This window comes from Dysgonomonas sp. 520 (assembly GCF_010501095.1).
GTDB lineage: Bacteria > Bacteroidota > Bacteroidia > Bacteroidales > Dysgonomonadaceae > QVMP01.
Genome location: NZ_QVMP01000002.1, coordinates 49,280 through 69,713, shown reverse-complemented (window position 1 = coordinate 69,713; position 20,434 = coordinate 49,280). Strand labels below are relative to the sequence as shown.

General features: G+C 41.4%; 15 protein-coding genes. 10 read left to right on the top strand and 5 right to left on the bottom strand.

Going from position 1 to position 20,434, the window contains the following annotated elements; all coding sequences use genetic code 11:
• The first annotated feature begins 102 nt into the window (after window positions 1-102).
• The 3 genes from dxs to D0T56_RS01680 all read left to right on the top strand — a co-directional run bounded on the left by dxs (window position 103) and on the right by D0T56_RS01680 (window position 5,237).
• On the top strand, window positions 103-2,016 hold the full coding sequence (gene dxs / locus D0T56_RS01690) for a 1-deoxy-D-xylulose-5-phosphate synthase (protein WP_163318412.1): 1,914 nt from the start codon (window positions 103-105) through the stop codon (window positions 2,014-2,016).
• 1 nt (window position 2,017) lies between these two features.
• A complete protein-coding gene (gene trkA / locus D0T56_RS01685) occupies window positions 2,018-3,355 on the top strand; it encodes a Trk system potassium transporter TrkA (RefSeq protein ID WP_163318411.1) in 1,338 nt (445 codons plus the stop codon).
• 421 nt (window positions 3,356-3,776) lie between these two features.
• Window positions 3,777-5,237, top strand: coding sequence for a TrkH family potassium uptake protein (locus D0T56_RS01680; RefSeq protein ID WP_163318410.1), 1,461 nt, complete (start codon window positions 3,777-3,779; stop codon window positions 5,235-5,237).
• A 77-nt stretch (window positions 5,238-5,314) separates the two neighbouring features.
• On the opposite strand, the gene D0T56_RS01675 is transcribed toward D0T56_RS01680, so the two are convergent.
• The 3 genes from D0T56_RS01675 to D0T56_RS01665 form a co-directional block, all read right to left on the bottom strand.
• Window positions 5,315-5,911 (bottom strand): HAD-IB family hydrolase, encoded by a 597-nt coding sequence (locus D0T56_RS01675; protein WP_163318409.1) that lies wholly within the window; start codon window positions 5,909-5,911, stop codon window positions 5,315-5,317.
• Between the two features lie 3 nt (window positions 5,912-5,914).
• Window positions 5,915-6,802 carry a decaprenyl-phosphate phosphoribosyltransferase gene (locus D0T56_RS01670; protein ID WP_163318408.1) on the bottom strand — a complete coding sequence of 296 codons (888 nt, stop codon included), beginning with the start codon at window positions 6,800-6,802 and terminating at the stop codon, window positions 5,915-5,917.
• Window positions 6,803-6,897: 95 nt separating this feature from the next.
• Complete coding sequence (locus D0T56_RS01665) at window positions 6,898-8,226, bottom strand: DUF6080 domain-containing protein (RefSeq protein ID WP_163318407.1); 1,329 nt, start codon at window positions 8,224-8,226, stop codon at window positions 6,898-6,900.
• 267 nt (window positions 8,227-8,493) lie between these two features.
• Between D0T56_RS01665 and D0T56_RS01660 the strand changes: the two genes are divergently transcribed.
• Window positions 8,494-9,024 carry a GNAT family N-acetyltransferase gene (locus tag D0T56_RS01660; protein ID WP_163318406.1) on the top strand — a complete coding sequence of 177 codons (531 nt, stop codon included), beginning with the start codon at window positions 8,494-8,496 and terminating at the stop codon, window positions 9,022-9,024.
• 6 nt (window positions 9,025-9,030) lie between these two features.
• Here D0T56_RS01660 and D0T56_RS01655 read toward each other — a convergent pair whose 3' ends face one another.
• Window positions 9,031-9,780, bottom strand: a complete 750-nt coding sequence (locus D0T56_RS01655) for a DUF5131 family protein (protein ID WP_163318405.1) — start codon at window positions 9,778-9,780, stop codon at window positions 9,031-9,033.
• A gap of 35 nt (window positions 9,781-9,815) precedes the next feature.
• Window positions 9,816-10,613, bottom strand: coding sequence for a nitroreductase family protein (locus tag D0T56_RS01650; RefSeq protein ID WP_163318404.1), 798 nt, complete (start codon window positions 10,611-10,613; stop codon window positions 9,816-9,818).
• A 478-nt stretch (window positions 10,614-11,091) separates the two neighbouring features.
• On the opposite strand from D0T56_RS01650, the gene D0T56_RS01645 reads away from it, so the two are divergent.
• The 6 genes from D0T56_RS01645 to D0T56_RS01620 all read left to right on the top strand — a co-directional run bounded on the left by D0T56_RS01645 (window position 11,092) and on the right by D0T56_RS01620 (window position 20,355).
• The gene (locus D0T56_RS01645; protein WP_163318403.1) at window positions 11,092-12,090 is read left to right on the top strand and encodes a malate dehydrogenase; all 999 of its coding nucleotides are present in this window, start codon (window positions 11,092-11,094) and stop codon (window positions 12,088-12,090) included.
• Between the two features lie 356 nt (window positions 12,091-12,446).
• Window positions 12,447-13,775 (top strand): DUF3575 domain-containing protein, encoded by a 1,329-nt coding sequence (locus D0T56_RS01640; protein ID WP_163318402.1) that lies wholly within the window; start codon window positions 12,447-12,449, stop codon window positions 13,773-13,775.
• The gene (locus tag D0T56_RS01635; protein WP_163318401.1) at window positions 13,772-14,755 is read left to right on the top strand and encodes a DUF5119 domain-containing protein; all 984 of its coding nucleotides are present in this window, start codon (window positions 13,772-13,774) and stop codon (window positions 14,753-14,755) included. Before D0T56_RS01640 ends, D0T56_RS01635 begins: the two co-directional genes overlap by 4 nt.
• Before the next feature lie 53 nt (window positions 14,756-14,808).
• The gene (locus D0T56_RS01630) at window positions 14,809-16,896 is read left to right on the top strand and encodes a fimbrillin family protein (RefSeq protein WP_163318400.1); all 2,088 of its coding nucleotides are present in this window, start codon (window positions 14,809-14,811) and stop codon (window positions 16,894-16,896) included.
• 116 nt (window positions 16,897-17,012) lie between these two features.
• Window positions 17,013-18,023 carry a fimbrillin family protein gene (locus D0T56_RS01625; RefSeq protein WP_163318399.1) on the top strand — a complete coding sequence of 337 codons (1,011 nt, stop codon included), beginning with the start codon at window positions 17,013-17,015 and terminating at the stop codon, window positions 18,021-18,023.
• A gap of 616 nt (window positions 18,024-18,639) precedes the next feature.
• Entirely contained in the window at window positions 18,640-20,355 is a 1,716-nt protein-coding gene (locus D0T56_RS01620; RefSeq protein ID WP_163318398.1) for a helix-turn-helix transcriptional regulator, read from the top strand.
• Window positions 20,356-20,434: the final 79 nt, after the last annotated feature.

Sequence of the window (20,434 nt, the reverse complement as noted above, 5' to 3'; positions counted from 1 at the left end):
AACTAAAAACTGAAATTTGTGTAGGATTAGTTCTGTTTGTTTTATATTTTTGTCCTTTCGCTTATCCATAAAAATGGATTGCTTAAATCGGAAACAAAAACTATGTCAGAACAAAACAGCAATAATATTTCACTTCTAAACCAAATAAACTATCCTTCAGATTTAAAAAATCTTACTATAGAACAATTGGAGACAGTTTGTGACGAATTGAGAACATTCATCATAGACCAGCTGTGTGCCAATCCCGGACACTTCGGGTCTAGTCTGGGTACCGTAGAACTTACCGTTGCCTTGCACTATATTTACAACACTCCGTTCGACCGCATTGTGTGGGATGTGGGGCATCAGGCATACAGCCATAAAATATTGACCGGCAGACGGGATAAATTTTCCACCAACCGAAAATTCGGAGGTTTGTCGGGGTTCCCGAATCCCGAAGAAAGTGAATACGATTCTTTTATTGCAGGACATGCTTCCAACTCCATTTCGGCAGCATTGGGTATGGCTGTGGCTTCTACGCTGAAAAATGAAAACAGGCATGTAGTAGCAGTAATCGGAGACGGCTCCATGACCGGCGGGTTGGCTTATGAAGCCATCAACAATGCCAGTTCGCAACCCAACGACATGCTGATCATTCTGAATGATAACGACATGGCAATTGACGACAATGTGGGTGGTTTCCGAGACTATATGGTGAAACTGACCACATCGCAAACATACAACCGATTGCGCTACGACGTGTATCAGAAATTCAAGAAAAACAACCTGATAACGGAAAAAGGCAAAAACTTCATTCTCCGGTTCAATAATAGCCTTAAGTCTCTTCTGACCAAACAGCAGAATATGTTTGAAGGCTTCAATATCCGCTATTTTGGCCCTGTCTACGGACACGACCTGCCCGGACTGGTGCGCATTTTGAATAACATAAAAGACCTGAAAGGCCCTAAGATACTTCATGTTCACACGATAAAAGGAAAAGGATACAAACCTGCCGAGGAGTCGGCAGCCGAGTGGCATGCTCCCGGTAAGTTTAACAAAGAAACAGGAGAACGTATTGTTGTTAAATCGAAAGATCAGCCACAATTGTATCAGGATGTTTTCGGGCATACATTGCTTGAATTGGCAAGAAAAGACGACCGCATTGTCGGAGTAACTCCCGCCATGCCATCGGGTTCGTCAATGAACATTATGATGCGTGAACTTCCCGACCGGGCATTTGATGTCGGCATTGCCGAGGCTCATGCCGTAACCTACTCGGCCGGATTGGCAAAAGAAGGCTTGATACCTTTCTGCAATATATATTCTTCGTTTATGCAACGAGCTTATGATCAGGTGATTCACGATGTGGCAATTCAAAAGCTACACGTTGTTATGTGCCTCGATAGAGCCGGGCTTGTTGGTGAAGACGGACCAACTCACCACGGAGCATTCGACCTCGCATTTATGCGATGTGTGCCCAATTTGGTTGTAGCGTCTCCATTTAACGAGCACTATCTTCGCCACCTCATGTATACAGCAACCTACGGAAACGACGGGCCTTTTGTTATCCGTTATCCGAGGGGGCAAGGCGAATTGACCGACTGGGAATGTCCCATGAAAATTCTCAAGGTAGGAAAAGGCCGTAAGTTGAAAGACGGAAAAGACTTGGCGGTTGTTTCGATAGGGCCAATCGGAAACACTGCACGAAAAGCAATCATGGATATTGAGCAACAAGGCTATACTATTGCCCATTATGACGCTATTTTCTTAAAGCCGATCGACACCGAAATGCTGACAGAAATAGCACAGAATTTCAAGAAAGTTGTTACTATCGAAAATGGTGTTATCACAGGTGGATTAGGTTCTGCCGTACTTGAATTTTTTGCAGATAATAAATATAAAGATATAGATGTGACCCGCATCGGATTGCCGGACGAATTTGTGACGCATGGCTCAATAAAAGAACTGAATAAGCTGTGTGAACTGGACGAAGAGGGCATAAAGAACAAATTATTATCTGTGTTAAAAGCAGAATAATATGAAAATAGTAATAGCAGGGGCAGGAGCCGTCGGAACGCATCTGGCAAAGTTGCTTTCTATGGAAAATCAGGATGTAATACTGATGGATCCTGACAAAGAAAAGCTGAACTTCTTCCGCAACAATCTGGAAATGATAACCATGGTTGGTTCGTCTACTTCCCTCAAAGATTTGGACGAAGTGGGCATTAAGGGAGCAGATATGTTTATTGCTGTTACCCCCGACGAGTCGGTCAACATTACTTCCTGCATGCTTGCATCCCGCATGGGCGCAAAGAAAACCTTTGCCCGCATAGATAACTACGAATACCTTTTACCTAAAAATAAAGACTTCTTCGAATCGCTGGGTGTCCATGCCATGGTATACCCCGAAATGCTTGCTGCAAAAGAAATTGTATCGGCCATAAAACGACCTTGGGTAAGATTCTGGGTCGAGCTTTGTGGTGGTGCTATCATTGTGGCAGGGGTGAAGTTGAGGTCAAACTCCACGCTGGTAAATAAACATCTCTACGACTTGGGCAATGAACGGAAGAAATTCCACATCGTAGCCGTCAAGCGTAGCAACAGGACAATAATTCCCACGGGAGATTTCCAGATACTGGAAAACGATATTGTATTCTTTGCAACAACAAACGAATTTGTACAGGAACTTCCCGAACTGGCAGGAAAGGAAGACTTCGAGATAAAAAATGTGATGATGATGGGCGGTAGCCGCATCGCTATCCGCACAAGCCAGTATTTGCCGGATAAAACAAATATCAAGCTATTGGAGGTAGACAGGGATAAATGTCACAAGTTGCTGGAAGTGTTACCTAAAAACGTAACGGTTTACAACGACGACGGGCGCAACGCCGATTTCCTGTTGCAGGAAGGCATTTACGACACAGATGCCTTCATTGCAGTGACAGGCAACTCCGAAGCCAATATATTGGCATGCTTGGCTGCAAAGCAATTCGGGGTGAGAAAAACCGTTGCCGAAGTTGAAAACATGGATTACATATCAATGGCAGAAAATCTGGGCATAGGAACCATTATCAACAAAAAACTGATAACGGTTAATAACATATACCGTTTTCTTCTGAACGCCGATGTTTCTACGGTTAAATCTCTGGCATTTGCAAATGCCGATGTAGCGGAAATAGTGGCGCGCCCAAATTCGAGGATAACCAAGAAAGAGATAAAACGCCTCACATTACCAAAGAATGTAACTTTGGGAGGACTGATAAGAAATGGTGAGCCTATGATGATAAACGGAGATACTCAGGTTGAACCTTACGATCATGTTGTTGTTTTCTGTCTGGAAGATGCCTTGCTCGATATCGAAAAGTTCTTTAATTGATGTTAATCAGTAGTTTGAATTTATTATAGCAAAAACGTTCTTTTAATTTTGCGTAAATTACATTTTCGGGTGTAGGGTGCGTTTTGTAAGGAGGCGTCCAAAAAGTTCCCAAATTCTGTTCTTCGGGGGTTTGTAACCCCGAAGTTATTATTTTTCGGATTTAAAATCCGGATAGTAGCCAAGCATGGGATTGTAAATCCCATGCGACGACAGGGCTCTGATTCTCAGCTGTTTCAAAAGTCCCCTTTAGGGGATTAGGGATAGAAAAGACTTTTTGGACACCTCCGAAAGTAGAGGGTGTAAAATCTTACGCCCGGTATGCGTTGTTCCTGTCGGAAAAATACAATTTGTAAAATAAAAAAAGAACCTATTTCAAAATGCTGATTAGTATATTAGCGGATTAAAACTGATAACTGAAAAAATGAATAAATTTAACTTTCGCTTTGTTCTCAAAACACTTGGATTTCTATTGATAATAGAGTCCATTTTTATGATGACGGCGACTGTTACCTCTTTTTATTACGAGGAAGATTGCAGCGATGCCATGCTGTTATCTTCGGTGATAACCATCATCAGCGGAGTGTTTTTCAGAATCTTCGGCACGGAAAATTTTCAAAGTCCGATAGGGAAAAGGGAAAGTTTCCTTGTTGTTACCCTTAGCTGGCTCATAATGTCGGCTTTCGGTATGCTCCCCTTCTACCTGAGTGGCGCTATTCCGGATATAAGCAACGCATACTTCGAAACTGTGTCGGGTTTCACAACCACAGGCTCTTCCATACTGCTCAATATAGACGAAATGCCCTACGGACTGCTGTTCTGGCGTTGCATGACCCAATGGATCGGTGGTATGGGGATAATCGTCTTTGCATTGGCTCTATTGCCGATGATCGGAGGAAATGCTTCAGCCTTGTACGATGCCGAAACCACAGGCATAGTGCACGAACGTTTTCAGCCTCGTGTAACCCAGATTGCAAAACGCATCTGGGGAGTCTACATCACCATTACGGCAATATTGTGTTTCTTGCTTTGGCTGGGACCTATGAATCTGTTCGATTCTGTATGTCATGCCATGTCAACAATGGCAACGGGCGGATATTCGACCAAACAAGCGAGCATTGCATACTGGAATTCTCCATATCTGGAATATATCATCAGCTTGTTTATGTTTATAGGGGGAACAAATTTTGCCCTCATCTACTTTGTTTTCAAAGGAGTACCCAAAAGATTGTTCAGAGACGAAGAGTTCAGGTGGTATGCCGTAATTGTGGGGATATTTGTGATTGCCCTTGCATCCATGCTCTTTTTCACAAAACAAATGGCCAATCCTGAGCAGGCCTTCCGCACATCTTTGTTTCAGGTTATTTCAACGATCACCACAACGGGATTTGCCACGGCAGACTATACCACATGGGGTGCGTTCTATACATTTGCCCTCTGTCTGTTGATGATTTTCTGCGCCTGTGCCGGATCAACATCGGGAGGTATCAAGATTGTACGTATCATCGTTTTGTTCAAGAATGCGATAAACGAGTTTAAACGGCAAGTACACCCAAATGCTATTCTGCCTGTAAGGCTTAACGGACAAGTTGTTTCCATCGAGATAGTTACCAAAATTCTGGCATTTATATTTTTGTATCTGGGAATAATCGTCGTGAGTCTTCTTGTATTATCCTTGTCAGGAATGGGATTTGAAGAATCGGTTGGTTCTGCCCTTACATGTATGGGCAATGTTGGTCCCGGGTTAGGCGAAACCGGACCAAGCGGACATTTTGCCGATGTGCCCACTTTTTCCAAATGGTATTTGTGCTTCCTGATGGTAACAGGGCGTCTCGAACTGTTTACCGTTCTTTCGCTGTTTATGCCTGCTTTCTGGAGAAGATAAACAAATCTTTCGGGCAAACCAGAAGCCTGCTCCTGATTACCATTCGTTATTTCTTTTTTTTCTTGAAAAATTCTCCGTTATTTATACAATGTAGGATAATCGGCATAAGCCAGTAGTTCTTTGTCGCCCCTACTGTCTCCGTAAGCATAGAGGGTATAATCTTCCCTGTTTGGAAATGTCTCTTTCAGCCTGTTCACTTTCTCTTGTCCATAACAATTCGGACTGCTGAATCTGCCTGTAAGAATATCTCCCTCAACCTCTATCTGTGTAGCCAGCACATCACCTAGCCCCGATTTTAATGCCCAAGGCTTTATCCAATTTTCAACAGATGCACTTATGATTACTACCTGATGATTTTGATTTCTGTGCCATTTTATTCGCTCCAAGGTTTTTGCTTTGCAGATAGAATCAATCCTCAAGGAATAGTTTGCACAAACGAGATTAAAATCATTGATATTGACTCCTTTAAAGAAATGGGAGAATAGTTTTTGCTTGGCTCTGTCATTGCGGATGAAACCTAATTTGAAAAGAATAAGAACAGGAGAGAGCCAAATCATGCCAAGCAAGAGTTTCGTTTTCCCATGATAGAATTTAATGAAATCGAACAAGGTATCCTTTGTTGTGATGGTTCCATCAAAGTCGAAAGCTGCTATGACAGGCTTGGAGGTGTTCATCAATTAAAAAACTTTCAGATACGAAATAAGTATGAACGAGACAAGCCACAAGAGGAAGCTGATATACAGAAACTTATCTTTCAAGAAAAGTTTTGTCGGGTTATCCCCACCTTTGTCAAGGAAAAGCACTTGCAGATAGCGCAGCAGTCCCACGCCCACAAACAGAGATGTCAGATAAAGATATTCGCCATTCCGTTCCACCACTTGCGGCGAAATGGTGTACATGATATAGGCAACAATCGTAACGGCTGTTACTATCATTATTATAGCCGTGAGAAAATCACTATTATATCCCGTAATGCTTTTGCGCATTTGCCTGCCCGTTTCTTCGTATATGGCTACATCGTGCTTGCGTTTTCCCAGAACAATGAGCAATGCCCCAAGAAACGTCATTATAATGAGCCAGTGAGTCAGCATAATACCGGTAACCAATCCACCCACAAAGACGCGGATAACATAACACAATGCCACAATTGTTATATCAATAATGGCATACTGTTTCAGTTTCAGAGAGTATGCGAGATTGAGAATAAAGTAGCATAACACAACAATAGCCGCCTTGTAATTGTCAAGAATAAACAGGAATACAGATGCTCCTGCAAACACAAGGAATATGAGAAGAATCAAAGCCTCCTTTCTATTTACGGCTCCCGATGCCAAAGGTCGGAATTTCTTTTTTGGATGCAGCTTGTCTGCCTCTATGTCACACCAATCATTGATTACGTATATAGAACTGGCGATGAAGGAAAAACCTATGAAAGCCAAGATAGCATTATATATTGCGTCATAATTGTTGAAACTGAGGGAAAACAGGATAGGAGCGAAAATGAACATGTTTTTTATCCATTGATCCACCCTGATTAACTTTATATATGACTTTACCTTCTGCATTTTGTCAGTAGTATGGGTTATATTCTAATGCAAAGTTAACAAAATTACTTAATCGTGTAAATCAGCAGTTAAGGTATTGGCTCAGGGTCTGCATATCAATTGTATGTGGCATCGTATGTTTTCCAGAGATCGACTTCCGATTCGGGATGTGGAGGGAAATTCTCGATCGAGAGATTAACAAAATCAACCAATTGATAAATGTTATTCACCAACATAACCACGAATAATACAGATACAACCACAAGCATAATCTTTCTGTATCTCAGTTCTTTCAGAGTAGAATAGAGCCACCCCAGCAACATGGGTACAATAAACACCCAATGCCCTCCATAAATGAAAGAATCCCTCAGCCCGTATCTGATGATGGCATGAATCACAATATCAACAGAAAGCATCAACAATAGCACCTGTACGTACTTGTTTTTATAATTTTTTACTACACTATAAGCCAATGTTGCGAATAAAGTAAGGGCAAAGGCATACTGCCACCAATGCCTGTAATAATCTACCGATATTACGGTTTCCATCAAGCCGTAAACCCTGATAGAGTCGAGGAATATTCCGGGCATAAGTATCGGGCCGCAGAATAGCATATCAATTATTTTTTCATAATATACACCTCTCGACGGCAGGCTGATATTACTATCCAACCGAAACTTTATCTGGCTGATGAAGTCGTATTTATATTGTATCCACAAGATGCACAGCCCGAAAACAACACCGACTATAATGATCTTACGGACAATTGTCTTACGGCTTTCTTTGGCAAAAAGCATGGGCACTATGCCTTTGGCAAAGTTTGTAACCGTAATTCCTCCCAAACCGATGGCAAAGAAACCATTGGTTAATAACCTCACGCCTTTTCCCTGTTGCATGCAGTGCGCATAATAATAAATTGTAAATGATAGCAAAAAGGCTGTCACGGTAAACGATTCGGGGGTGAAACACAAAATAAGGCTGGTGGAGAAGAATCCATAGAATAAGACAAAAAGCGAAAGAGCAAAACCTTCTACTTTCACAATTTCCTTCAAATAGCGATATACATACACAACCGACATGGATATGAAAAACAGGCAAAGCAGCACTAGCAATACGGTTTTTGCTTTATACCCCAGAAACGTGCCCAAACAATTTCCGAGAAGGAGAAACGGATATGTGAAATACACCATCAGAGGATGGCCTTCCATGTAGACGTAACCTTTGTTGTATATGATGGGATTGTCGAACGAAAAATACACATCATATATCAAGTGTTGGTTGTCTATGACAGATGTATTGAAAACGAGCAAAATGGAATACGAAAAGTAGAAAACAAAGAAACCCGCAAACAATATACACTCTTGCTTTCCTTGAGGTAACAATAATTTTAACACTTCGCCCAATTGTCGGAAATTTTCCTTAGTCCGAATAAATTTCTTCTCCATTTTCATTATTTTTTTCAATTTGTAAAAATACAAGAATATCTCCGTTTTTTGTTACAAATAACTATTTAAATACGATGAAAAACAACCGGATAATTCCATTAAAGGTATATCTTTGCCAACAGTGAATGAACTCCTGCTTTCGGGCAGACTGGAAGCCTGTCCCTACAAGCGGATGGGATGTTGTCGTCGCATGGGATTTGCAATCCCTGTAGAATGCGAATTGTAGAGAACAACAACTAACATAATCCGATTGAAAAAGACTTTAAAATGAAAATAATAGAAACCGAACGATTGGTTCTTCGTCCGATAAAAGAAAACGACGCAGAAGCAATATTTGAATACTGCAAGAATGAAAATGTAGGCTCAAATGCTGGGTGGAAACCTCATGAAAGCATTGAAGAATCGCGCGAAATTATCAAACTCGTCTTTTTAGATCAAGACTTTGTTTTTGGCATGGAGTTGAAAGAAACAGGCAAGCTGTTTGGTTCTATCGGTTTGATTCCCGACCCAAAAAGGCAAAACGACAGAACAAAAATGATCGGATACGCTATCGGGGAGGATTATTGGGGTAAAGGATTTATGACGGAAGCTACACTTGCCATACTTCGTTTTGGTTTCGAGGATATTAACCTTGACCTGATTTCCGCCTACTGTTACCCATTCAACGAAAGATCGAAGAATGTTTTGAAGAAGTGCGGATTCAATTACGAAGGGTTGCTCCGATTGGCAGAAGAACGCTACGATGAAAAAATTCTCGATCATGAGTGTTATTCAATAATCAATCCCGGAATAAAATAACAATCTTTACCTTGCATCAAAGTTAATCCCCGATTTGCGGGCTTGGGAGTGTTGAAATCGGCGATTGATATTATACAGCTTTCCGTCTTTGATAAATTTTGCTCCGGTTTGTTTGAACCAGAACGAAACATTCTGTTCTACACACAAGTTGCGCAACTCCATAATCCATTCGAAGTTGCAGTGCCGTGCTTCGTAGCCCGACTCGCCTCCGGCAACAACCTGTTCTGCCCATAAGCCAATACCATGCCCACTGAGGTCAATCCGTTCGAGAAGCGGCTCGCAAATAATTATTTTATGTTTTATGGGAGCATCTTTAAATACAGGCAGACGGTAATCGGCTCTGTCCTGATTTTCGATAGTACAACAAATGGTTACATTGTCATACCCCTCTCCCCAATCGTCGGGTAAAGACTGTTGAAAGCGATCGATACGTTTGGTTATCATCATAAATCTCAGATCGCTTCTGACCCGCATCATCTGCCACGCCTCCACGCGCCACTCGTCAGCGTCATCCAGAAAGAAATCGGAAGTAAAACAGGTATAAACCAACGACCCGGAAGGAATTTTATATTCGCCGTTTCGTTTTTTTTGCAGAGGCAGGTCAAAATTCTTGGTTTTGGTAACAACGCTACTGTCAACACCCCGCCTCGAATCGCCCCGATACACATAGCAATGCTTACAGCCTGCGCTCAGCTTATGACAGCCATGCCAGGGATTCCACATTTTCGACTTCGATTCAATAGCGTTTTTAGGCATCTCCCTCTGTTGCTTTAAGTTTATAGCAATTTTTTCTACTCAGTTATCCATGACATTATATATTCCACATCATTAGAGCCTGATATATCAGCGATTCTTTCAAAATGCCCATTCAATCCTAACTCATTGCAAGTGAGTTCGAAATGGCAGAGGGCAATTCCAATGTCATTCACAGAGAAGCGTCCTGTTCGATAGTAGAAATGAAAACCCCCGTCTTTCATTACAACACGCCAAGGCTGCTTGTTGCTGCCAGATGGGGCAAGCCGTACCATTTCCAATGGAGTGTTATAGTTGCCGGCATCCGCTTCTGTTAAAGGTATTTCAAATGTGCCATTGAAGAATAAAGACCCAAAAGGTTTACGTTTGTCACTCCTTGCACCGGTTCTCATTATTGAATCCAAGAGTGTTCTTTTTTCTCTTTTATAGCCAACAGGAGAAATAACAATCAGTTCTTCATCGCCGGAAAGACGAATCTGTGTTAAGAAGTCGCCACGTTTCAATGTCCCTCCAAGCCAGCAGGTTCCGAGTCCTAGTCCGGTACAAAAAAGAATAGCCTGCTCAAACATATAACCCGCTCCGGCCTCCGACATTAAACCTTTCTCCCCAATCAGGAGCAGAAAGTCCGTTGCGCCGCTTATCACACCATAAGTGCCGAGTTTGACAGGCTGTTCGCCTGTTTTTGCACTGATTAACCGTATCCTTGCTTTTGCTCCGAAAGGAGGATTAAGCCGTTCTATATAGTTGTTTATACTATCAACAAGTTCTTTGTTTAACGGCTCTCCGGTGTAGCTTCGTACCGATTTACGCTCTTTTATCAATTCTATAACAGACATACTCATTATATTTGAAAATGTTTTGCATGTAAATATAGTTATTATTGAACGATCATCAACCCTCATTCATGCGCAGAAGGAACTAATGTTCTGATTTAAAGGATTACTCAATTTTCCCTTGAACAACAGCCGATAACTTTTGTTATTATAATTACAGTACAGTGGCTCATTTTTTTGAAAAATGAATATTACATCGAATAAAGTGTTATGCCATGTTTACTATATACTCAGCATGACAGAATAAAAACTCTGCGTTCTTTGTGTTTTTGCTGTCTGTCTAAATTTGAACAACTAAAAATAAACTATGAAACCGTCTAGACTTTTTCGTTTTATTCAATTTTGTCATCCTGAGAGTATCGAAGGATCTGTTTTTTAGATGTTTCACTACGTTCAACATGACAAAAACTCAAAAATTAAGTATAATTTAAAAAGTCTAGATGACTTCTATATATAAACTTTAATAAAATCGAGAAACGATATGAAAACTCTTACATCAGAAAAATTAACAATTGTCGGAGCTGCCGGAATGATAGGTTCTAATATGGCGCAATCTGCCATTCTTATGGGGTTATCATCTAATATTTGTTTATACGACCCTTATTCTAAAGGCTTGGAGGGTGTTGCCGAAGAATTACTGCAATGCGGATTCAAAGGAGTTACCATCACCTACACCAACAATATAGACGAAGCGTTGAAAGACAGCAAATATGTTATTACTTCGGGAGGCGCTGCACGCAAAGAGGGAATGACACGGGAAGATTTGCTGAAAGGAAATGCCGAAGTTGCCATACAGTTTGGAAAAGACATTAAGCAATACTGCCCTGAGGTGAAACATGTTGTGGTGATTTTTAACCCTGCTGATATAACAGGGCTACTGGTTTTGCTCTATTCAGGATTAAAACCTTCGCAGGTATCCACTCTGGCAGCTTTGGATAGTACAAGACTACGTAACGAGTTGGCAAAACACTTTAACATTCATCCTGACAACGTGACTAATTGCAGAACATACGGAGGGCACGGGGAGCAAATGGCTGTGTTTTCTTCTACGGCAAGTGTAGACGGCAAACCTCTGAACGATTTGATCGGAACACCTATTCTCACTAACGAAACATGGAAGGGCATCAAGGAAAAAGTAATACAGGGAGGAAAAAGAATTATCGAACTAAGGGGGCGTTCCTCGTTTCAAAGTCCGGCATACCTGTCTCTTGAGATGATGCAGGCCGTTATGGGTGGAGACAAGTTCAACTGGCCGGTGGGTGTATATGTATCGAGCAATAAGTTTTCGAATATCATGATGGCTATGGAAACAACACTTGACAAAAGTGGAGTACATTATCAGATTGTGGAGGGTACTGCCGAAGAGCAAAAGGCATTAGAACAAAGTTACCGGCATTTATGTAATTTGAGAGACGAGCTTATCAAATCAGGAGTTATTCCCGAAATAGATAAATGGAATTCGATAAATCCGAACTTATAAAACCTCTGTCAACAGCGAAAGACTACCTTCATAACGACTGAGTCTGTATAAAACACTATTGCATCACGGGTAAAAGGTAGTCTTTCAGCTGGTAATAAGTCCGGATTAATTCATCAAATTTCAATATGTTAAAAAATACATAAAATTGTAATCGCTTTTTTTAGGGTAAGCAATTCTGAATAGAAATGAAGGGGGGTAAGTGTAAAATAACCTAATATTTTTTTAAAAAAAGACTGTTTTTAGAAAGAAGTTCTTGCTATTTATCTTTTTTTCAGTACCTTTGCCTTTAATTGTTTAGATTAGGGTACAAATTCATTAGTATTATTACAAACAGAAGAGCAAATTTTTCAAAACTCATGATTCTACGACAACTTAGGGGAATACTCCTCTTCTGGAGTGGGTTAGTTTGTATTGTAAGTTCGTTGGGAGCCACCACATTTACATCCGATAGCGATTTTGTCGAGATTTTCTTGAACACAGAAAAAGAAAGCAACTCTTCTTTTCCCACATCTGTACGTATTTATTATCGTGTAAATCGCACAGAAATAGATAGTAATTATATGGGCAATGCCAATACATTGAGCATTATAGATAAAATGTTTTCTTCAATGGAAGATGAAGATTTAATTGTCATTTCCAGTACCGCCTCACCCGAAGGTGGTTTTGCAAACAACGAATGGTTGGCAAAAGAAAGAGCAATTTCGCTCAAAAACTACATAAGAAAAAAATATCCCAGAATTAGAGACAACCAATTTGTAATGTTCCCCACAGCCGAAGACTGGGACGGACTTATAAGAATGATTGAAGAGGATGAGGCTGTGCCCGGACGCACCCAATTGCTGAATATCCTTAACAGCAGTCTCAGTTGGGAAAGTAAGAAAATAAGAATAAAAAAATTGCACAGAGGAGAACCATACAAATATTTACTGAAACATATACTGCCTTATCTGCGAGGAAGTGTTACCGGTACGATATACACACCAAAGAAAGAGCAACCCGTTAGGACAGACACGGTAGAAGTGGTGCGTTTCGACACCGTTTTCATAGAAAAAGAAGTGATTAGGATCGACACCATCTGTCCCGAAAATATATTTCCAAACCGGAAGAAGACGTTTGTCATGGCTGTCAAAAACAACTTGATCTACGATGCCGCACTATTGCCCAACCTGGCAATTGAAATTCCTTTCGGGCGCAATTACAATTGGTCGGCAGGAATAGAAGGAAACTGGTCGTGGTGGAATACCGATGCCAGCAGCTACTATTATCATCGTATACAAATAGCGGGAGTTGAGCTGCGCCGATGGTTTAATCGGGAAAAAGATCAAAAGCCACTCACCGGATGGTTTGTTGGTGCATACGGATACGGAGGAACCTACGACATACGCTTGTTTACAAAGAAAAACAGCGACGAAGGGCAGCTAAGCAATTGGAGCTATTCGGGCGGATTAACATTTGGGTATGCCATATCCATCGCCAAAAGGTTTAACCTCGAATTTGGGATCGGTGCCGGATATTTTGGCGGAAAATATCACAAATACACTGTTGGGGCATGCGATGAATGTGTCTTCCCGTGGAAAAGCACACATCAAAGAAATTATATAGGACTAACCAAAGCCAATATTTCGCTGGTGTGGCTGATAGGTAACGTTTTCGGTAAAAGCAAAGGAAAGGAGAACCAACGATGAGAAATATTCTGTTCCTGTTCATATTGGCTTTATTGACCACGGTTTCTTGCAAAAACAAGAGCCTGTGCGATGCGGGCTTGTGTGTGGAAGGGGATGTAGCCATCAAGGTGGTTGTGAATTGGGAAGACCAGGCTGACGTACGGGTTATGCGAATGAATATTTTTTCACAAACCAGTGGGGTAATAGATTACGGAAGGAATAACATCCCGATCAGTGGCGAAAAAATGATAAAGCTGGTCACCAACGCATCTTATATTCCGCTATGCTACGACAACAACTCGAACGTAAGTTTGAGAAACGAAACCACACTTGAGTCTTTTCAGGCGTATTGTGCCGAAACTTCGCGCCAAACCTACAACCTGAAAGCCATGCCCGTATCGGGCGAAAAAACGGTGATAGACCCAAAAGGAGATTTCTTTGTACACTCGTGGCAAGAAACATTCGATGTCATATTTTGCAACGAATGCGAAGATTTTCTGATTCTTAACTTCTATCCTAAAAATATACTTCGTGAGTTCACCTACCGGATTAACGGCATATCGGGGACGAAAAATATAGCGGAAGCGCGGGGTGCCATATCCGGAATGGCTGCGACATATTTCTTCAAAACAGATGAACTGACCACCGAACGCTCAACCGTTTTGTTCGAAAATTCGACCGTGGGAATCGACGAAAACGGAGTGGGATACATTGAAGGCTCTTTCTATACTTTTGGACCTGTATATCCATATCAGAATAGATTTACGATAGAAATACTATCAAAAATAAACGGATATTACACGGCCTATTGGGATGTGTCGGGTCAGATAGGCGAGTCGATGGCCGATAGGGAAGCTAAATTGCAAAGGGATGGGTATGACATTCTTATAGAAAATAAAGACGAAATACCAGAAATACCAGAACCCGGGGGAAATCCCGGCGATGGAGGAGGATTTGAAATCGGGGTTGGAGAATGGGACAACGTAGATGTCTATTTGTAAACCTCAAAATATTAATATTACGCTAATTATTTAATAAATTTAAACTTGACAAAATGAGAAAATTATTTTTATTTATTGCAACAATCGCTCTTACGTTGGCATCTTGCTCCAACGATGAAGATTTAGGCTTTGTGGACAATGGCACAAGCGGTGCGATAGAATTTCGTACACTAACGGATAAATCATCCAACTTGCGTGCAGCTATCACCAATGGAGACAATATCCTGAGCTTTACAGTTACAGGTATCAAGAGTATGGACAACGACTACTTGTTCAATGCATTTGGCATTACAAGAGGTGAGGATGACAGTTGGGCTTACACACCAAAACGCTATTGGCCTGCAGACGGAACTGTAGACTTTGTTGCCTATAGTCCTTCTTCTTCTAAGAACTTAGCCTCGGGACTTATGGATTTTGTGCCAGCAACATCTCGTCTGAAGTACACAGTTCCTGAAATTGACGAAACAAATGCACAGGAAGACTTCTTGGTTGCGCAGATTAAAAAACAAGACAAAAACACAGGAACTGTTAAATTGAACTTCCACCACGCTCTTTCGCGCGTTATGTTCTTCGCTAAAACCTCTCAGAAGAATATAACTTATACTATCGAAAGTGTAGAATTATTGCAACTGAACCAAACTGGTACTTTGGATATCAGCAACGACTCTATTGCAGAATCAGGAACATTGGCTTATGGCACTGCCCCATTTGTACTTTGGAGAGATCAGGAAACTCTGACCGATTATGCTGTAGACATGGGTGCTTCTCCTATCTACTTGCTTAACGAGTATAAATCTATATTGGGTAAAACAGGTGCTATGCTGGTATTGCCACAAGCAACTAAAATCTCTTCAAACGGAACAGGTAAAACAGCTCCTGCTTCAGGCGAATTTGCAATCAAAGTAGCTTACAAAGCATTTGTTGATGATATCTATTATGCGGGAAGCGCAGCAAAGCCGGAAGTGAAATATTTTGCAGTAAAAGATATTAATGGTGCACAAGATAATGGAAAAGACCTAGGTATCACGTTCGAGATGGGACGCCAATACAATTTCTATCTTGGCTTTGGTGAAGACGTTAGTGGTGAAGTAAGCTTCGAAGTTGGTGTAAGCCCATGGAGCGATACTCCTGACCAATATATTCCTGAATTGGATAACTATGCACCACTTATCAGTAATCAATTGGCGAAGAAAGCAAACTCTGCGTTTGACCCGACAAACAACAATATGGTAACTGCAGCAGATATAGCTTCTGTAACAGGAGAGTTGGTTGCTACTGGCGACTTTGGGTTCAAAGGTATCGAATACTTCAAGGGAGTTACTAAACTTACGCTTAATAATGTTACCGGTGGTGGAGACTTAGACATATCTAAAAATCCATTGATTACCGAAGTGGCTATTAATGGTTCTACACTTGGTGACGTGAACTTGCTGAATGGTACTCTTGCAAAACTAGCGTTCTCTGGAAACAATACGTTTACATCATTGGATGCATCGAACAACAATAAACTCGATGCTTTAACTTTCGCTTCAACTACTAAAATAGATGGTGATTTGAATTTATCAAACAATCCTTCGTTAATTGCAGTAGATCTTTCCGGTGTGACTATTAATGGTGCTAGTCCTGCTAAATTTGACTTAGATTTGTCAAATTGTAGTTTGACTACCTTTACCATGACTTCGGGTAAAATGACTAATCTTAACTTGTCGAATAATAAGTTTGTAACTCTTTCTATATCAAATTCTACTTTCGAGAACCTGGATATCTCAAACAACACATTGCTGAAAACGTTTAACTTTGAGAAGAGTTCTGTTAGAAAAGGAACAGGCGTTTCTGGAACAGGTTTGCTAAATGCAAAAGGAAATACTGCTTTAGAAAGATATGAAACCGTTTCACCTGGTTCCGGCTCGGATGTTTATGTGATAAACAATTTTGATATATCAGACAGTAAGAATATCAAAATGATGAATATACGTTATGCTTACACAATAAATGTTTTGACTGTTTGGGATGGATGTACTCAAGCTTATTTAAACGCTAATAATATAGTGAACATACATTCAAACGCTGGTGACAAAGGACTTGTGAACATTATTAAAACAGTTGATGGAACACAAATAAAACCAGTTCCAACTCCATAATTTGCCTCACCCTATGCCTTCCTTTTTAATTAGAATGGTGTAGAATCTATAAGCCGGAAGGGGTTGAATGTTCCCCTTCCGGTTACTAATAAAAAAAATAAAAGTCACGCAAAAACATGCAAACGAACAACAAATACAGGCTAAATATCGAGAGGATGATTTTCTCTCTCCTGATAGTTCTATTTTTTGCCGGGTGCTCTAAAGACGATAACGACATAGACAATGGAATGGGCGAAAATGCCATTGCGTTCGATTGTTCAACGTCAAATTTGCGTGCCGCAAAAGCCGTGACCGACGATATGCAATATTTTCGCGTGTCGGCCATTTGGGAAAAAGAAACAGGAGTCTACGAGCCGTTTATGACCAACCAGCTGGTCGAAAAACAAGGAGACAGCTGGGTATATTCGCCAATAAGATATTTTCCGGGATACGGTTCGGTCAGTTTTTTTGCTTACAGCCCGGCAACACCGTCGGGGGTAGATCCGGAATTGATTAATATTAACAATTCTGCAAATCAAATCACCATTCAATACAATGTTAGCACCAACTATCAGCAGCAAGAAGACTTTTTGGTAGCTACCAGTCTCGACAGAAGAGAATCTCCGGTCAAACTCAAGTTTCAGCATGCACTCTCCAGTGTTGTTTTTCAGGCATGCAGCAACGAACCTAATGTAGCATTCCGCATAAATGAAATAAAACTAATCAACTTATTCAGCACGGGGCTTATCACGGGAGTGGCTGCCGGAGAAACTTCAACCTGGTTGTGGTACGAACATCTCGTACCACAAAATTATGTTGTATATCAAAAATACCCCTTCGAGACACAATGTGGTGATTATAAGGAAGTTGGGGGGTTGATGGTACTCCCTCAAAAAATGGTATATCCTATCGAAAAACCAGTGAATAATTTTGAAATAGTTGTAAGCTATGAAAAAGTTGGTACACCCAACAGTGAAACGAAAGGCAGATATACGCTTGATGACGATTTCGTTTTCGAAATGGGTAAGAAATATACATTTAATCTGAGTTTGGGTACAAAACCATCGTCCAGAAGTTCGAGGCAAGCTATCGACTTGACGAAAACAGAGATTAAATGGCACATTGTTTGTGAGCCAAACAACGAATAATTGCTATTAGAAGTCTCGTAACAAAAACACATCTTACCTTACCCCCCCCATAGTACATTTTATTAATAATGCGAATCAGTAGTTGAGAAAGGTTGGTTTTTTATTTTACTTTTTTCTTATCAACTTTTTGGTGTCAAAAAGTTGCAAAAAACAGTGCTTCGCTCCTCGCCGACCTGACAATGCGGCTTGTTGACTAAACTAAATAAACTCGCCTTTCAGGCTCAAACAGAATTTAGTTTTTATGTCAACTTCACCGGTCAGGTAACCCGGCTGCGTCACTGATGCACGTCCCGGCTTACGCGAGAAATGACATTGGCTAATATACGGGGCACCCGCACAACGAAGCGGAGCAAACAGAACAAAAGCTGTTTGAGGACTGACAGGTCCGAGTTATTTTTGTTCTGCGAAGCAAGTTGCCTGCGGGTCGTATAGAAGTCACAGTCTTGACCTTTTGGTTCGTTTTGTGTCAAGACAAAATGAACGAAGGCAAGCATCGACAGATGCGCGGCAGTAAAAAAAGTAGAATAAAAAAAAACCTTTTTGTTATAGTAAATCCAAATACCGATTGGCATTAATTTTTTCGATAACTTTGTACTATCTAAGAAACGGAACGGGCATGCCAAATATCAATATACGCTATTTTTTATTGTTACTGACACTTACAGTTGTCGGCTGTTGTTGTGCCGGCAACGACAAGCAAAAAACAGACAACCTGCTCGACTCCGTAAAGCAATACTTTTACACAAACCCGATAAAAGGACGCAACTTTGTTCTTGAACTTGAAAAAGAAGCCGAACGACAAAAAGACACCCGCAATCAGGCAAAGGCAAAAGCCAAGATGGTAGAATATTACTACCCGCAGTTCGACAACGACAGCATTGTTGCTGCTGCCGAAGCTGCCGAAACATTTGCCCGCAAACACGAAGAATACGATATCATGTTTGTGGTGCAGCAAACCATCATACAACGCTATGCCAATCAGGGTATGTTCACTCTGGCATTGGCTAAAGCCCGCCAGATGTACGACGAAGCCCGCAATCTGAACGACAACCTCAATATGGCACGGGCGACTGCGGCGTTGGCAAACACCCATAAACACATGAATCAGTATGAAGAAAGTTCCACCTATCTGCACGAAAGTTTAGGATTACTGAGGCAGACCGATGGCGGGGCAACTTCTGCCCTGACTCTCGAAAACTATCAGGAACTGGCTTTTATCGGTTTAAGTCTTGAGAAATACGAGCAAACCATACTTTATGCCGACTCCATGTATGTCTGCATCAACTTGAGACGCAAAGAGAAAGGGAGTAATGATGCGGAATCGGTTTTCATTGCCGAATATCTGTTGGCTCAGGCAAATATCTACCTGAACAGGCAAGAACAAGCAAAAAAACATATCGACAAAACTGAACAACTATACAACGAAGACTACCCTCTCTCGTTCCGTTTCCTGCTCGACCAGATGTATGTCAATTACCACACGCAACGCAAAGAGTATCAGCAGGCATACACATACAACGAGCGGATGTTGCAACTGATAAGGCAATATGAACTACAATCCGACCTGCCCGAAGTGCTTATCAACAAAGCCGAGTTGCTGGCGCACCTCAATCGCCATAGCGAAGCCGTGCAAGCCTATGCCGAAGCAATAGCAGAACAGAAAGAAAACAACCGTAGCGAATATAAACTGCAGTTGAACGAGTTGAGCATCTTATACGACCTCAACCGCATCGAGCAGCAAGCACGGGAAGACCGTATGCAACTGCAATTCACACGGCGCATAGTTGTTGCCATAGCCGTTGTTGCGCTTCTGCTTGTTGTGTTAGCAGTGGTTATGTACCGCAACAGCCGCCGTATAAACTTCAAAAACAAAAGGCTTGTGTTGCGGCTTCAGGAACAAGACGCTTTGGCTAAGAGAAACAGCCTGCTGGAAGAGCAAATAAAGGAGCTGCAACCAATGGGCGAAGACCTGCTAAAACATACCGACCTGCAATGGCTTGAAGCATTGCAACAGCTGATGGACACCAACAAGCGATACACCGACAACAAGCTGTCGAGAAAAGATGTTCAGGAGGAGCTCAACATAAGCGAAAAAAACCTGCGTACGCTTATAATGGAACATTACGGACAAACATACTCCACATACGTTTCGCACAAAAGGGTGCGGCATGCACGCCAATTATTGTCCGACACGGGCAACACCGAAACCGTAGAACGCATCGGCTACGAATCGGGATTCGGGTCACGATCTACTTTCTACCGTCAGTTTCGTGAATATTATGGACTCACCCCCGACGAATATCGCCGGCATGTGCTGAATCGGGAAAATTAAAAATAACCCGTGGTGCATTTAGGCCTTTGATATAAACTTATTTATTATAAGATTCATATTGGTTTTGTCATCCTGAACA

Coding starts and splice junctions, on each gene's coding strand:
- dxs (WP_163318412.1), top strand. CDS start 103: ATGTCAGAACAAAACAGCAATAATATTTCACTTCTAAACCAAATAAAC.
- trkA (WP_163318411.1), top strand. CDS start 2,018: ATGAAAATAGTAATAGCAGGGGCAGGAGCCGTCGGAACGCATCTGGCA.
- D0T56_RS01680 (WP_163318410.1), top strand. CDS start 3,777: ATGAATAAATTTAACTTTCGCTTTGTTCTCAAAACACTTGGATTTCTA.
- D0T56_RS01675 (WP_163318409.1), bottom strand. CDS start 5,911: ATGAACACCTCCAAGCCTGTCATAGCAGCTTTCGACTTTGATGGAACC.
- D0T56_RS01670 (WP_163318408.1), bottom strand. CDS start 6,802: ATGCAGAAGGTAAAGTCATATATAAAGTTAATCAGGGTGGATCAATGG.
- D0T56_RS01665 (WP_163318407.1), bottom strand. CDS start 8,226: ATGGAGAAGAAATTTATTCGGACTAAGGAAAATTTCCGACAATTGGGC.
- D0T56_RS01660 (WP_163318406.1), top strand. CDS start 8,494: ATGAAAATAATAGAAACCGAACGATTGGTTCTTCGTCCGATAAAAGAA.
- D0T56_RS01655 (WP_163318405.1), bottom strand. CDS start 9,780: ATGCCTAAAAACGCTATTGAATCGAAGTCGAAAATGTGGAATCCCTGG.
- D0T56_RS01650 (WP_163318404.1), bottom strand. CDS start 10,613: ATGTCTGTTATAGAATTGATAAAAGAGCGTAAATCGGTACGAAGCTAC.
- D0T56_RS01645 (WP_163318403.1), top strand. CDS start 11,092: ATGAAAACTCTTACATCAGAAAAATTAACAATTGTCGGAGCTGCCGGA.
- D0T56_RS01640 (WP_163318402.1), top strand. CDS start 12,447: ATGATTCTACGACAACTTAGGGGAATACTCCTCTTCTGGAGTGGGTTA.
- D0T56_RS01635 (WP_163318401.1), top strand. CDS start 13,772: ATGAGAAATATTCTGTTCCTGTTCATATTGGCTTTATTGACCACGGTT.
- D0T56_RS01630 (WP_163318400.1), top strand. CDS start 14,809: ATGAGAAAATTATTTTTATTTATTGCAACAATCGCTCTTACGTTGGCA.
- D0T56_RS01625 (WP_163318399.1), top strand. CDS start 17,013: ATGCAAACGAACAACAAATACAGGCTAAATATCGAGAGGATGATTTTC.
- D0T56_RS01620 (WP_163318398.1), top strand. CDS start 18,640: ATGCCAAATATCAATATACGCTATTTTTTATTGTTACTGACACTTACA.